Raw genomic sequence first — 14490 nt, 5'->3', positions numbered from 1 at the left:
CACTCCTTACTTGCTAGTGATGTTCTCGATGAGGCAGCCGAACCCGTAATCCTCCACGACATAGGCGTCGTTGCTGGACTCGTAGTTCTCGACGCGTTTGCGCTCGGGCTTGTCCTTGATATAGCGACGGCGGCTGCCGTTCTGCCAGTAGAGCGACAGGTTGCTGAGCGCGGTGATGAAGATCGCGCCGTCGGGGACGAAGGGCGCGCGCACGGCTTGCAGGCCTCCGACACGCTTCTGGCTGATGATCAGGTCCAGGGCACGCTGCTCGGTGGGCGGTTGCTCCTTGTTGACCAGCGGGAAGTACTTATCGGCGAGCATCTTCCGGCCCATGATCGCCACCAGGTCGGTGGACTCCCGGAACCACGGGTCGATCATCTCGTTGACGGCATCCATGACCAGGGCATCGAGGTTTGCGTAGTCACCGACGATGCCGTTTTCCGCCGCTTCGTCATCGGTGTCATCGATCAGGATCTTACCGTCCGTCTTGCCACCCGAGAGCACGCGGGCCGGGGCGTCGTTACGGTAGTGCTGCAGCCAACCGATATTCAGATCCTGCAAAAGCGGGTTTGCGACACGATCGGTTTCGGCCGCCGCCATCGTGCCGTTGAAGCCCACCATGATTCGGTCGAGTGCCTGCTGGCGGATGATGGCGTTGCGCACCCGGGTCTGGAAATCGGGGAACTTGGCCCAGGCGTCCAATTTGCTCCACGGGAGGTAGGTGTCGAACTCGGTCGACACGCACTCATAGCCATTGGGGTCCAGCCCGGTGAGGTCGCGCGGCGCGCGGTCTTTCTGGGTGGTGTCGGTGCGTCCGGCGATCGGGCCGCTGATGCCCAGGCCGAGCTTTTCGCCCTTCAACTCGTCGACGCCGACGATGTTGATCTGGCTGAGGAACTCGCTCGATTCCTGGATCTTGGTCTCCAGCGTCTGCTGCACGCTGGGTGCCACGGCGAAGCTCTCGGCGGCGCTGGATACGCCCGAGAGATGGGCGATGCGTTCGCGCAGGCGGTTGAGGGCGATGCGGGTGTCGTTGCGCATGGATGGCGATCCTTAGCAGTCGGTCAGTTCGGTACCGCCATCGCCGCCAGTGGCGGTTGCGCGGGCCGGCGTGTCGGGGGTTTGGTCGAGCGTGGTGTAGAGCGCTTCGAGACGCCGCTGGGTCTCGGCGTGGGCGTCCTGCAACTCCTTGAAGGCCTCGGCGGTGGGGCGCTTGGCGAGGTCGTCGCGCACGGCGTTGTGCTTCTCGACGAACAGCTCGAGGGTGCCTTCGAGCTCGGTGCGAAAGGCGGCGAAGCCCTGGGCGGTCTTGGCGTCGTGACGCTTGAACAGTGCCTTGACCCGCTCGGTGAGCGTGGGTCCGTTGTCGGCCGGCGGTTCCTCGCTGAAATCGAGCTCGGTTTCGATCGCGGCGGTGAAGAGGTTCTTGGCGCGCTGTTTCTTGTGGGCCAGCGGGGAGGCCTGGCCCTGCTGGGCGCTGAACTGCAGCATCTCGGTACCCAGCGACGCCGGGGAGTCGGTCACCGCGAGCCCCACGAGATACGCTTCACCGGTGTCGGCGAACTCCGGGTCCACTTCGATGCTGGTGTAGACCTTCTGGCGTTCGCCGTTGATCTGCTTGAGCTTGTCGGTGGGGTCGAGCTGCACGAAAAGCCCGAGCTTGCCGTCCTCGACTTCCTCGGCCTTGACCGCGGTGACGTCGCCCAGCGCCGGAAAGGGGCCGTCGGCGAACAGGCCGCGAGTGTGCTCGAGCCAGACGCGGGCACCGTACTTGCTGCGGTCGAAGTTGTTGGCCATCTGCGTGATCCAGTCACGCGAGATCTTGCGGCCGTCGGTCGTGGCGCCTTCGGTGGCGACGCGGAACCATTTCATGGCGGTGTCCTCGGGGATAGCGGCATTCGTCGTGCCGTCAGGTTCCGCGCCGGTTGATATCAACTCAACGCCGCCGCGTTGTAGATTCCCGATCTACAACGCGTCATGAGCGGGCTCGCCGGGGCGCGCGGGTACGCTGGCCGCATGACGACGACAGCCCCCGACACCCCCGACTCCCCGCGACTGACGGCCCGCCACCTGTACTGGCAGGGCTGGCGTGTCGCGCGAATCGCCGAGTTTCTCGACCTGAAGCCGGCCACTGTTCACAGCTGGAAGGATCGCGACGGCTGGGAAGACGCGAAGCCGACCCAGCGGGTGGAAGGGGCGCTCGAGGCCCGCCTGGTGCAGTTGATCGTGAAGGATCGGAAAACCAGCGGTGACTACAAAGAGATCGACCTCTTGGGGAGGCAGATCGAGCGACTGGCCCGGGTTCACCGGTACCAGGAGACGGGCAAGGAGGGCGACCTCAATCCGAACCTCGCCGCGCGCAACGCCGGCGAGAAGCGCAAGCCGCGGCGCAACGCACTGACCGACGAGCAGCTGGTCGCGCTGCAGGACGCCTTTCACGACTCGCTGTTCGACTATCAGCGGACCTGGTATGCCGCCGGCCAGAAGCACCGGATCCGCAATATCCTGAAAAGCCGGCAGATCGGGGCGACGTTCTACTTCGCCCGCGAGGCGATCGTCGACGCCTTCACCACGGGCAAGAACAAGATCTTCCTTTCCGCTTCGAAGGCCCAGGCGCACATTTTCAAGAGCTACATCATCCAGTTCGTCAAAGAGACCTGCGACGTCGAACTCCGCGGCGACCCGATCATCCTCGACAACGGGGCGGAACTGCACTTTCTGGGCACCAACAGCAAAACAGCCCAGGGCTATCACGGTGACGTCTACCTCGACGAATATTTCTGGATTCTCAACTTCGAGCAGTTCCGCAAGGTGGCCTCGGCGATGGCCACCCATAAGCAATGGCGTCAGACCTATTTCTCGACGCCGTCGTCGCTGGCACACGAGGCGCACCCGTTCTGGACCGGCGAGCGGATCAATCGCCGGCGCAAGAAGGCCGACCGGGTCGAGATCGATACCAGCCACGCCGCACTCAAGGACGGCGCGCTATGCGGCGATCGACAATGGAAACAGGTGGTCACGGTTTACGACGCCCAGGCCGGCGGCTGTGATCTGTTCGACATCGATGACCTGCGCTTCGAGTACAGCGACGATGAGTTCTCGAATCTCTTTCTGTGCGAGTTCGTTGACGACAGCCAGAGCGCGTTCCCGCTGGGTGTGCTCCAGGGCTGCATGGTCGATGCCTGGGAAGAGTGGGACGACTACCGGCCGTTCGCGCCGCGCCCGGTGGGCAGCCGTGGGGTGTGGATCGGCTACGACCCGACCGGGACCAGCGAGGACGGTGACGGCGCCGGGCTGGTGGTGGTGCTGCCGGCCAGGTCATCGAGCGAGCAGCACCGGATCCTCGAGCGCCACCGGCTGAAAGGGCAGGACTACGAGGCACAGGCCGCATTCATCAAGGGCTTCGCCAACAAGTACGACATCGACCACATCGGTATCGACACCACCGGGATTGGCGGCGCTGTGGCCGAGCACGTCGAGAAGTGGTTCCCGCTGGTGACCCGGTACCACTACACCGCCGATCTCAAGGCCCGGATGGTGATGCAGACCCAGCAGATCATCCGCAAGGACCGCTTGGCGTTCGACGCCGGGTGGACCGACCTGGCCCAGTCCTTCATGGCGATCAAGAAAGAGCTCACCGCCAGCGGTCGCCAATTCACCTACACCTCGGGGCGCAATGCCAAGACCGGCCACGCGGACCTCGCGTGGGCGACGATGCACGCGCTCCATAACGAACCGATCGACGGCCCCGCCGGCGAGACCAGCGAATCCCTGATGGAGATCTTCGAATGAGCGAGTCAGCCACCGCCAAGCCGCGCGTGCGCGTCCCTGCCGTGCTCAGCCAGAGTAGTGCCCCGGCTCGGGCCGAGGCATTCAGCTTCGGGGACCCCGAGCCGGTCACCAGTCTGCGAGACTTCTTCTATGAGGGGGTGTGGCTGTCGCCGAACGAGTGGTACGAGCCACCGATCCCGTTCACGATCCTGGCGAAAAGCTACCGGGCAACGGCGCACCACGGCTCGGCGCTCCAGGTGAAGCGCAACATCCTGCTGCGGACCTTCCAGCCGCATCCGCTGTTGAGCCGGCAGGCGTTCTCTGCGTTGGCCCTCGACCACCTGGTGTTCGGCAACAGCTACCTCGAAGAGATCCGCGGGCGCCTGGGGCGGCTGCTCGAGCTGCGCCGCCTGCCGGCCAAGTACATGCGCCGCGGCGCCCAGGTGGATCGCTATTTCTGGGTTCCGGACTGGATCAATCGCACCGAGCTGCCGGCGGGGCGGACCATCCACCTGATGGAGCCCGACATCGACCAGGAGGTCTATGGGCTGCCGGACTACATCGGCTCGCTGCAGTCGGCCTGGCTCAACGAGTCCGCGACGCTGTTCCGGCGCCGGTACTATCTCAACGGCAGCCATGCCGGGTTCATCATGTACGTGAACGACGAGGCCCACGACAAGAACGACATCACGGCGATGCGTCAGGCGCTGCGCGACTCGAAGGGGCCGGGTAACTTCCGCAACCTGTTTCTCTACGCGCCGAAGGGCAAGAAGGACGGGGTGCAGATCATCCCGGTGTCGGAGGTGGCGGCCAAGGATGAGTTCTGGAACATCAAAAATATCACCAGGGACGACCAACTGGCCGGGCATCGCATCCCGCCCCAGTTGATGGGTATAATCCCGCAGAACACGGGCGGATTCGGTGACGTTGAAAAGGCCGCCCGGGTGTTTGTGGCCAACGAGCTTGAGCCCCTCCAGCAGACCATGCTTGAGATCAATGACCGGGTCGGCGAGGAAGTGGTGAGGTTCCGCCCCTACTCGCTGGATGCACCGCAGCCTGCCGACCCGCTCGACCCCAGCCGATAGCTTCGGCTCCAGTTCCTAGTAAGACCTCGCCGCCCACCCGGGCGGCATTTTTTTGCTTGCGTGCTGCCTCTCGATTTTGCGACGCGTTAGCTTTTCGATTTGCGACTATGCCGCGAGACGCGCCGCAGCGCTCGCGTGAGCGCTGCTGAGCGTTCGCCTTCGTCGCGCCTTGCTTCTGTCGTGATCGGCGCGCACGCGGCCAGCCTGCCCCACCCCCGGCCCTGCCAGCGACCCATGGCGCGCCGTCGACACCCCGCCCCGCCCGCGCGCTAAATGGGGCTGAATTTATGCACTCCTGCACCTGGGCGGAAGCCGCGCCATGACTGGGGCTCGAGGCGGTTATACTGCGCCGAATTTTTATGCGGATTTACGCGCTTTTTATCCACAGTCGGTTTGTCACGGCGATGGTGTGGAAATCGCTAGGCGTTAGGGGGCCCTGTGGTGCACTCTTGGTACATCGAGTGTGCCAAAAATCGAGTATTTGCGAATCGTCTCATTTTTACAGAGGCGGCGTATTTTCTGGGGTGGCGGGCTGGAGGGCGCATGTTATGGGGTGTCGCTATTGCACTCGTAATGCGTAGGTCGGTGGTTCGAGTCCACTCGTCGGCACCAGTGAAAACAGAGGGTTGGCGGCAATTCCGCCGCCCTTCTTTCAATGCGCTGCGAATCTTGCGGAAGATCGCGGCTCACCTCGAGCGCCCCCGTCCGTTCCTTTCCCACCCTGTTGTTCCTTTCCCGCTCACGGTTCCAGAAGTGCAGTGCCTATGGCTATGTCGGATTCGCTCGACGGATGTCTGGCTAAGTCGACTTTGTGAAACATTGCAAAAGCCGCGTTGAAAAGCCGTTTTCCTGTTTCAGAAGCCCCGCCCGATACCGATACTCCTCACAACCGCGAAACGACAACCACTGAGGAGTGGCACATGCTCTCACGTTTCAAGATAGGCACTCGGTTGGGAATTGCCTTTGGCGCCGTTCTGGCATTGCTGCTCGGTACCTTCGCCACCGGATCCCTCGGGCTCTACTCGATAAAGGCCATAACGGATAAAACGCTCAACGAGGACATCGCGTTGGGCAACAACGCGGCGACGATCCAGACGCTGGCACTCGAAGAGCGCCGATTCGAGAAGGATACCTTCATCAACATTGCGGATGCCGAGAAGTCCGATGCCTATTTCGGCAAGTGGGAGGCGTCGCGGCAGGCCCTGGCGGCCGCGCTCGAGGAAGGGGGGCGCTTGGCGCGTCAGGAAGCGATACAGACCCTCTACGGTGATGCCGAAAAGGCGCTGGAAGCTTATGCAGCGGGTTTCCGCTCCGTGCATGAACGGATCGTCAGCGGCGAAATCCGGGAGACGGCGCAGGCCAATCGGGCCTTCAGCCAGTACAAGGATGCCATCTATCGCCTCGAGGACCTGGCGGAGAAGATCGACGTGGCGGTATCGGAGCGGGTGGCTCTCGCCAGGGGGCAGATCGATCAGCAGTATCGGATCTCGCTCTGGTCGCTGGTGATGTTCGCCGCGATCGCGCTCATGCTGGCGGTGGTATTGGCCTACGTGATTACCCTGAGTATCTCCCGACCCCTGCATCGTGCCGTCGGCGTCGCGCAGCGCGTTGCCGATGGGGATCTGACGTCGCACATCGACCGCGATGGACGCGATGAGATCTCGGTGCTGTTCACGGCGCTGGACGACATGCAGGACAACCTGAGCGGGCTGGTTCGGGAACTTCGTCGCAGTAGCGAGAGCGTGTTCACCGGTTCCAACGAGATCGCCCTGGGCAGCCAGGACCTGGCCTCGCGGACGGAGGCTCAGGCGGCCGCGCTCCAGGAGACCGCTTCGAGCATGGAGGAGATGGCGTCGACGGTTCGCCAGAACACGGATTCCGCTCAGGAGGCGGACCGGCTGTCCGGTGACGCGGCGGATGCCGCCGAGGTGGGGGGCGTCGAGGTAAAACGCACCACGCAACTGATGGAGGCGATCGCCGAGAGTTCCAGGCAGGTCAACGCCGTCGTGGAGATCATCGACTCGATTGCCTTCCAGACCAATATTCTCGCCTTGAACGCCTCGGTCGAAGCGGCTCGTGCCGGTGAGCAGGGACGGGGTTTTGCCGTGGTCGCCCAGGAGGTCCGTTCACTGGCGAGTCGTAGTGCGGAATCGGCGAAGAGCATTCGCGAGATGGTCGAGACCACGGTCCGGGACATCGCGGGCGGCGTCGAGCAGGCCAAGCGCAGCGGCGAGACGATCGAGTCCTCGGTGGCCGCGATCAGGCAGGTGTCCAATCTGATGAAGGAGATCTCGATTGCCACCCGTGAACAGAACAGTGGCATCGAGCAGATCAACATCGCCCTGACCCAACTGGACTCGGCGACGCAGCAGAACGCCTCGCTGGTGGATGAAACGAGTCAGGCTGCGGCGTCCCTGAAGGGACAGGCCGAAACGCTGGCCGGGATGATCGCAAAATTCCGCACCAGCGATCAGTACGTGGTCGCGACCCCCTCTCCGGCGTCCGAGCCGGCTCGAGCCCCTGTTCCTGCCGTGCCCGAGCGCCGGAAGCTCGGAAACAGTACCACGGAGGCATGGGAAGCGTTCTGATCGCGACTGACGGGCCGTTATGATGGCCAGGCTGCGGTGCCTACTCGCGAAGTTCGCCGGCGATATAGCGAAAACTGCCCATCGGGAAGCCTGATGGACAGTTTTCCAGCCAATGCCCGGTTTTGACATGCCGTGTTCGGGAGGGCTTTAGAGTTGCTTTCATAACCGATGGACGGGATGGGCTTCCTCGGTGGCAAGGCCCGAGGCGTCGGACCGTTGCGAGGGCGCTGTAAACCCCTCCCTGGGCGCTACCTTTGCCATCCATGGCAAAGGGCCCTCGCTTCGCCTTGCCCCCGACGCCCATCATCATCAGGGTTTGAAAACGCGTCCTTAAGTTTCCGGTATGCCCAGGTTGTGTCGCGGGGCATAGCATGTCGCCACGGCCCGGCGGCGGTGCCGCCAGCCTTGGTTTAGCGGCACTGCCTCGCTCAGTCAGTCACGAGGTCCGCCGGCGAGTCGATAGCCGGGCAACACCGGCATCCTCGATATCGGGCGGTGCGACTGAGCGCTTGGTGGACCCGCCACTCCTTGAGTGAAGGATTCAGTTTGCGTAATCACGAGCGAAGGCGGCTAGAGAATCCTGCAGCCGCTTCTCGGGGATGGCGGCGCCGATGGATCGAAACTTCCAAGTGTTTTCGTGACGGTATACGCTGCCCATGATCATGCTGACACGGCCCGAGAAGGAGGGGTCATTCGCGACGTCGAAGGTCGCGAAGATGTTGCCCTTGCCGGCTTTTCCGTCGTGGATACGGATGCCTGCGAAGGGAATCTCGCCGAAGTTCTGCATCGAGAATGAGTTCAGAACCAGCGCCAGCTTGTCGACGTTGGCCGGGACGCTCTTGAGGTCGATCTGAATGACTTCGTTGTCTTGGCCATCGTCGCCACCCGTATCACCGACTCGGTCGTCGCCGCTGTGCTTGATCGAGCCGCATGACGAAGTGAGCTTCTGGAAAAAGACCGTATCGACCAGATTACCCTGTGCATCGAACAGGCCTACTGAGGCATCCAGGTCGACCGCGACGTGCTTCTTGCCGCCGAAGAAACCTTTCTTCTCGATGGCCCCCCAGTTAACACCGATCTCGATATAGTCCAGCGTGCCGCCATCCTGTTTTTCCAGGCTGATACGTTGCCCCTTGGACAGACTGATAGCCATACGATTTCCTTCCTATGAATGAGTGTACTGCTATTACGACGGAAAACGCCGAGCGGCCTCGGCCCGGCTTGCTCTCGTTAGCCGAATAGGCCGCCTAGCAGGCCTTTCTTTTTCGGTGTTGCGGGAACATTCACGAAACGGTACGAAATATTGGCTTGCTTGTTGTACTTTTCGGAGTGTTTGGTCTGGGCACCCTTGAAGACGGCTGGACCGACAATATCGATATCGATAGAGTCATTCTTCCAGAAGATCCACGGTGTTTCTTCTTGACCTGGCTTCGAGGTCTTGCCGGATGGCGCAAGGATGACTTCGTCCTCGGTGACAATCGCGTAGCCGATGACATAGGTGTAGATGTTGGGATTGTTGGCGCCGGGTCCCTGGTTGAAATCGAAGCTGCAAACGACCTCATCGTTGCCACAGCTCATCTTCATTTGCGGGCGTAGGGAGGCGACCGAGACCGCGCCATTGTTCAGCGCCGAGTAGACGCTGAAGCACAAAGCCACGGGGCCGCCGGCCCGCTTGGCGATATCACGCGCCACGGTGATCACCTCTTCGCCGGGCATGTCGACGCTGGCACTCTGGACGTCACCGTGGTGATGGGCGAACGGCGGTTCCTGAAGCGAGCCGCGATATTCGCCGTCCACCAGGTACATCTTGTCACCCGGATGCAGGATCGAGCAGCGCAGGTCGAGGTCGTCGTTGCCATCGTCGCCATCGCCATTGTCGACCCATTGGGCGCGGACCACGATGTCGGAACTTCCCTTGCTCAGGTCGATCGTTGCCGTTTCGTCGGGCTTGGTAAGGTTGATCATCTCGGTTCTCTCGCGTTATTGGGCTATGAAGTGGACTGCAGGGTGGCGATACGCCTTGCCCAGTGACTGTGGCAGGCTTGCTCCAGCATCTGGCCGGCATCCTGAAAAACGGCATCGTGGCTGTTGAGCAAGGCGTGGGCCTGTTGTTTCTGACGTCTCAAGGCCTGGGCAAAATGCTCTTCGATCACTGCCAGCTGGGAGGGATGTACGCAGGTCTTGGAATAGAAGCCCCAGGCGATGTCCTGGGCAACTTCACGGGAGAGCGTCTCCGTCTCGCCGATCAGGTCGCAGACCGGCGCGGCTAGTTCATAACCCGCCGGTCGGAACAGCGTGATCAGGCGTTCCAGCGTCGAGCGCAGCGGCGTTTCGTAGACCGTTTGACCTGGCTGACGCTTGAGACCGATGGCGCCCAGTAGATCGTTGGCGCCGATACGCAGCGCGATCACCGGGTTGCGCAGGCTCTGGACGGCCTCGAGTGTCGCCAAGGCGGTGTCCTCGCGAAATAGCGAGGGGGTTTCGAGGGTCGGCATGACGGGCAACTGGGGGCAACGCTCGAGCACGTCGTGCCACTCGGGGGCCGAGGTATCGTCGAATTTGGGGATCACCACGCCATCGAGGCGTGCCAGGGCCTCGGGCACTTCTATCAACTGGCGAAGCACGAACGGGTTGCGTGGCCGCACGAAACGTAGAAATGTTACCTCGTCGGGAGCGGCCTGCAGCGTTCGGATCAAGCGGCGAACGGCCCAGGCCACCGCATCGGCTGCCACGGCATCCTCGGTGCACAGGATCAGTGACCGTGCACCATGACAGCCATCGGCAAGAATGCTCTCGAGCGACTTGTGGGTCGCCGGTACATAGAGGGAGGCGCCCATATCGCCATAGCGAGGGCAGGTCATCATGGCGCCTCCTGATGAACCAGGGCCTGGATCAGTGAGCAGGCATGAAAAGGCATGTCGGGGCGTACCTCGATTGCCACGCCCTTTTCCTCGGCAAGCAGCAGGAGATGCTCGACATCGGGATGCGCCGGGTCGCGCACCATCAACAAGGCCGGTACACGGCGCAGCATCACCCGCGTGGCTTCGGCGATGCCCGGCTTGATGTGGTTGATATCATGGACCGCGTAGTCGCGCTGGATCCGGTCGAGCATTGCCTGCATCAGGGCCTGCTGGCGTGTCCGATCGGCGTCCGACGGGGGGGCGACCGCTGGGCTCGGTGTGATCAGATGCGCAGCGACATGCTCGATGAAAGCTTGGCTACGGTCGTGTTCGGCGAGTTCGTGGTACACCACGCAGCCGTGGAAGGCACCAGCCGGCACTCGATGATTGAGCACCGAGCGCGAAACGAGACCCGACACGGTGGCATTGAGTATGCCGGAGGGGATCGCGTAATCCTCGCAGGTTGCCGCGTAGTCGGCAGTGCCGCCAATGTCCGAGATCACCGCCAGCCGCGGAACGATGGTGTCCTTGTTCCTGGCTCGGCGTGTGTCGTTGTAGCGGGCTATGTCCTGACGAAGCTCGCGAGTGATGACACCCTTGGCTGTCCAGGCATCGACGAAGACGACACGTCGGGGGTCGACGCCGACATCGTCCAGCAAATAATCCATCGCGATGCTATCGATGCCGCGGTCGCGGATTATCGAGACACTGTAATGGTGGCAGGCCTGATGTTCATGGTTGATCAGCGCGCGGCGCAGAAGGGCGCCGGCCGGTGTTCCTGCCCGCACCAGACTCACCAGGACGAGTGGCGTGTCGCTGTGTCCCAGGTCAGCGACGATCTGGCTTGCGAGCTGACGAACTTCATTGGCGAGGCGAGGCGCATAGCGCTCGCAGAGCGTCTCGAACAGTGCCAGGTAGCGAGGGCTGGGCGCTGACTCGCGATGAATCATCTCGCTGTAGTGAGCCTGGCCCGACTGGATTCGGCGCTCTTTTTCCTCGATGGTAAGGTAGTCCGCCTCGATCGGGGTCAGCAGGAACTGGCAGTCATCCGGCAGATAGGAGCCATGCAGAGGGGCGAGCGCGGCCGCAGTCATTGTGCGATATCCTTCAGCTGGTTCCAGATTTGACTCTGCGTGGGTATCAAGGCCATGTCTCCCCGGGTCATGAAACGCAGATCCGATAGGCTGTCACCGAGGGTTATCACGGTATCCTCGGGCTGGCGCTGAACGACCTCGTCGAGCAGGAAGCGGCAGGCCTCGGCCTTGCAGGTATAGGGTGGGCGCAGAGCGGCATTGCGACGATTGGCGTGGAGATTCAGCCCATGCTCCCGGGCGATGCGTGCGCACAGGTCATGTGCCTCATCGGGCAGCGTTCCGGATGCCTTGATTGATAGATACACAGGCACCTCGAGATCCTCGAGCAGGCGCAGTGAAACGTCCAGTGCCGGATAGGCACTTGGCAGAGTTGCTTGCAGTGCGGCATGAGCCCGAGCAAGGACGCTTCGCGCCTCGTCGAGTCGAGGCGCCAGGCGTGCCCGCCATGCTGGGTGTACCCGCCCGTTTTGGGTGACCAGTGCACCATGGCTGACCACGGCATAGCCCCCCCGGAATGGCAGTGCAACACGTTCCAGTGCATAGCTGGTTCGACCGGTCACCGGAACGATGAGGTCTGCCGATTCCGCGAGCAATCGCCACAGCGTGTGCTGTTGATGGGTCTGGAAGGATAGTGGTCGTCCCTGGCCATCGACGGCCGCCAGGTTTACCCCGGTCGCCGTATCGGGCAGGGACCGCTCACTGGTAAACAGTGTGTCGTCCAGATCGGTCAGCAGAATAAGTCGGCCCCCGCTCATGCCATGACTCCATCGGCTTGCCCGGCGAGACGCCGGTGAGCTGCTTCGAGTGCCTGGCTCAATGCCGGACGGCCGATGCCGTCGAAGGCCAGGGGGGTATGGCGTAATGGGGCGTTGTACAAGAAGTGGGTCTTGCCATTATTACCGGGAGCAGGGTGCTCAAGGCGGGATGTCACGGCGTCGCCGAGTGCGATCGGTGAACGTGTCGAGCTTTGGAAAAGGACATCCATGCCTTGCTTCTCGAGATCCAGGGCCAGCCGGAAAGGGGCATCGAGAAACTCGCCCATGCCATAGACCACATGGGGTCGGCTAGGGTCGAGTCTCCGGTGCAGTTCTATTTCCCGTGAAGGGGCCAGGGGCGTCGCGGTGAGAATCTTGCCGTAAAGGCCTTCTCGTTCAAGGGGGCGGGGAGTATCAGGCGACTCGCTGGAGGTCAGCAAGACATCGCAGAAGTCGGTGTCGACATCGCCCGGCAAGCTCGCCTGGTAGGTGGGATCCGGCGAGAAGTCGAACGTGCCGGCCATCAACTGCACGAATTCGACATCGACGTGTCTCGGCAACGCCGCCAACAGCCGGGACCGGGCAGCGTCGGTCAACCAGCTCACCAGCGAGACGATGTGCAGCCGTTTGACGTGGGCCAGCTCGGGCTGGGCGAGCAATGTGCTGGCAAGTTGCGCCAGGGTCAAACCGGTCGATATCTCGTCGTCGACCAGTACCAGATCCCGGGTGCCCTCGATGGCTAGTGCGGCCTCGCTGGAAAGCCGTGCCATGTGCATGGTATCGGCATGCGAATGTGCCTCCCGGATACGTATCCAAGGCTTGGGTACCAGAAATCGCGTGGTGTGGTGGAAGACGCTATGCGTATGCAAGTCTCCCAGGTGACGAGCGATGCCGGCACCAAGGCCCACGGCGGTCTCGGCCATGCCCACCACATAGGCCGTGTCACCGAGTAGATGAATGGATTCTGCGAGTTCGGCATGAATGGCATCCATCTTTGTCGGGCGAACCGGAATGTGTTTGCCCAGGACTCGCGACACGAAAAGGTATCCCCGACGAGGGTTGAGACGCGAGGCGAACGCGAGGAGTTCGTCGAGTCGGTGACCATTGTCGGTGAGTTCTAGTGTCAGACGACCCGCCTGAATACCGTGGATCATGTTCTGCGTACTCATGCCGGTCTTTTCCGGTTGTTCCGGAAACTCTGGAAAACCCGCTTCAAGATGTTGGTCAGGCAGTAAACCACCCAACCGGCGGTGCTCAAGCTGGCCAGAAGTACCAGCTTGTAGCGGGCATCGTCGATCCCGCCGAACAGGCTTTCCAGAATGGTCCAGATCACCAGTGCCAACAGCACCGGAATTACCAGCAGGTGCCACCACATCTCCGTGCGACCGACCCTGACACGATAACGCCCCATGGTGATCGCCGAACGTCGATGCAGGAAGCACACGCCGCCGGCCAGAACCGACAAGCCGAACGCCAGCAGATAAAGCCAGTCGTTATGCACCATCATTCCCCAAGTCACGAGCCAGGTTATCACTAACCAGAAGGCCCCTTCGCCCGCACCGATCAGATCGGCTCGAAGCTTGGCTTTCATCGACATGCCGTCTTCTCCAGCTCAAAGGGTAGGGGCAAGAAAAGCCCCCACCCGAGTGTCGATTCAGGAAGCATTCAAGCCGTACTTGGATGCCAGGTCGGCGAGACCGCCACTGAAGCCCTGGCCGATGGCACGGAACTTCCACTCACCGTTGTTGCGATAGACTTCGCAGAAGATCATTGCGTCTTCCACCGAGTAGTCTTCGGACAAGTCATAACGCACGATCTCTTGATCGCTCTCGTCGTTGATGACGCGGGCAAAGGCATTCTCGACCTGGCCGAAGTTTTGTCCACGCGATTGAGCGTCATGGATGGTAACGGTAACGGCGATCTTGTCGACGTCTGACGGGACCTTCTCGAGGTCGACCTTGATGACTTCGTCATCGCCGTCGCCTGCGCCGGTGCGGTTGTCACCCATGTGCTCCACCGAACCGTCGGTGGATTTCAGGTTGTTGTAGAAGATGAAGTCCTGATCTTGGCGACACTTGCCTTCGCTATTGGTCAGAAAAACGCTGGCATCGAGGTCGAAGTCCTGCCCCGTGGTGACACGGGCATCCCATCCCAGCCCGATGCGGATCTTCTTGATCCCCGGGGCTTCCTTGCTCAGCGAGATGTTGCCGCCTTTGGAAAGAGAAATAGCCATTCGTCACGTTTCCCGAGTCGTCATTGATTGAAGTCGGCCAGGATCGTCCCTGGCCGGATGAAAA

General features: G+C 61.9%; 13 protein-coding genes and 1 tRNA gene. 4 read left to right on the top strand and 10 right to left on the bottom strand.

The features are described 5' to 3' along the window. Positions 1-6: 6 nt before the first annotated feature. On the bottom strand, positions 7-1041 hold the full coding sequence (locus KGR00_RS18665; protein ID WP_224424463.1) for a phage major capsid protein, P2 family: 1035 nt from the start codon (positions 1039-1041) through the stop codon (positions 7-9). Between the two features lie 12 nt (positions 1042-1053). After that, entirely contained in the window at positions 1054-1872 is an 819-nt protein-coding gene (locus KGR00_RS18660; RefSeq protein WP_224424462.1) for a GPO family capsid scaffolding protein, read from the bottom strand. 144 nt (positions 1873-2016) lie between these two features. Here KGR00_RS18660 and KGR00_RS18655 point away from each other — a divergent pair, with 144 nt between their 5' ends. The 4 genes from KGR00_RS18655 to KGR00_RS18640 all read left to right on the top strand — a co-directional run bounded on the left by KGR00_RS18655 (position 2017) and on the right by KGR00_RS18640 (position 7444). Beyond that, the gene (locus tag KGR00_RS18655) at positions 2017-3792 is read left to right on the top strand and encodes a terminase family protein (RefSeq protein WP_224424461.1); all 1776 of its coding nucleotides are present in this window, start codon (positions 2017-2019) and stop codon (positions 3790-3792) included. Next, positions 3789-4856: a phage portal protein gene (locus KGR00_RS18650; RefSeq protein ID WP_224424460.1), complete on the top strand. Its 1068-nt coding sequence runs from the start codon at positions 3789-3791 to the stop codon at positions 4854-4856. The genes KGR00_RS18655 and KGR00_RS18650 overlap by 4 nt, the downstream gene beginning before the upstream one ends. 506 nt (positions 4857-5362) lie before the next feature. After that, positions 5363-5468 (top strand) — tRNA-Ser (locus KGR00_RS18645). 308 nt (positions 5469-5776) lie between these two features. Then, positions 5777-7444 (top strand): methyl-accepting chemotaxis protein, encoded by a 1668-nt coding sequence (locus KGR00_RS18640; RefSeq protein ID WP_224418760.1) that lies wholly within the window; start codon positions 5777-5779, stop codon positions 7442-7444. 541 nt (positions 7445-7985) lie between these two features. Here the strand turns inward: KGR00_RS18640 and KGR00_RS18635 are convergent. The 8 genes from KGR00_RS18635 to KGR00_RS18600 all read right to left on the bottom strand — a co-directional run bounded on the left by KGR00_RS18635 (position 7986) and on the right by KGR00_RS18600 (position 14426). Then, on the bottom strand, positions 7986-8597 hold the full coding sequence (locus KGR00_RS18635; protein WP_129140472.1) for a TerD family protein: 612 nt from the start codon (positions 8595-8597) through the stop codon (positions 7986-7988). A 77-nt stretch (positions 8598-8674) separates the two neighbouring features. Next, positions 8675-9409, bottom strand: coding sequence for a hypothetical protein (locus tag KGR00_RS18630; RefSeq protein ID WP_129140471.1), 735 nt, complete (start codon positions 9407-9409; stop codon positions 8675-8677). Positions 9410-9432: 23 nt separating this feature from the next. After that, positions 9433-10308, bottom strand: coding sequence for an aldolase/citrate lyase family protein (locus KGR00_RS18625; RefSeq protein ID WP_224418761.1), 876 nt, complete (start codon positions 10306-10308; stop codon positions 9433-9435). Then, positions 10305-11438, bottom strand: a complete 1134-nt coding sequence (locus tag KGR00_RS18620; RefSeq protein WP_224418762.1) for a cysteine protease StiP family protein — start codon at positions 11436-11438, stop codon at positions 10305-10307. Before KGR00_RS18620 ends, KGR00_RS18625 begins: the two co-directional genes overlap by 4 nt. Beyond that, positions 11435-12193: a hypothetical protein gene (locus KGR00_RS18615; protein WP_129140468.1), complete on the bottom strand. Its 759-nt coding sequence runs from the start codon at positions 12191-12193 to the stop codon at positions 11435-11437. The genes KGR00_RS18620 and KGR00_RS18615 overlap by 4 nt, the downstream gene beginning before the upstream one ends. Then, positions 12190-13362, bottom strand: coding sequence for a phosphoribosyltransferase domain-containing protein (locus KGR00_RS18610; RefSeq protein WP_224418763.1), 1173 nt, complete (start codon positions 13360-13362; stop codon positions 12190-12192). Before KGR00_RS18610 ends, KGR00_RS18615 begins: the two co-directional genes overlap by 4 nt. Continuing rightward, positions 13359-13790 carry a hypothetical protein gene (locus KGR00_RS18605; protein ID WP_162500862.1) on the bottom strand — a complete coding sequence of 144 codons (432 nt, stop codon included), beginning with the start codon at positions 13788-13790 and terminating at the stop codon, positions 13359-13361. Before KGR00_RS18605 ends, KGR00_RS18610 begins: the two co-directional genes overlap by 4 nt. A gap of 57 nt (positions 13791-13847) precedes the next feature. After that, the gene (locus tag KGR00_RS18600; protein ID WP_224418764.1) at positions 13848-14426 is read right to left on the bottom strand and encodes a TerD family protein; all 579 of its coding nucleotides are present in this window, start codon (positions 14424-14426) and stop codon (positions 13848-13850) included. Positions 14427-14490: the final 64 nt, after the last annotated feature.

Source organism: Modicisalibacter sp. MOD 31.J (assembly GCF_020147985.1).
In the GTDB taxonomy this organism is placed as follows: domain Bacteria; phylum Pseudomonadota; class Gammaproteobacteria; order Pseudomonadales; family Halomonadaceae; genus Modicisalibacter; species Modicisalibacter coralii.
This window is presented reverse-complemented; position numbering and strand designations above follow the sequence as displayed.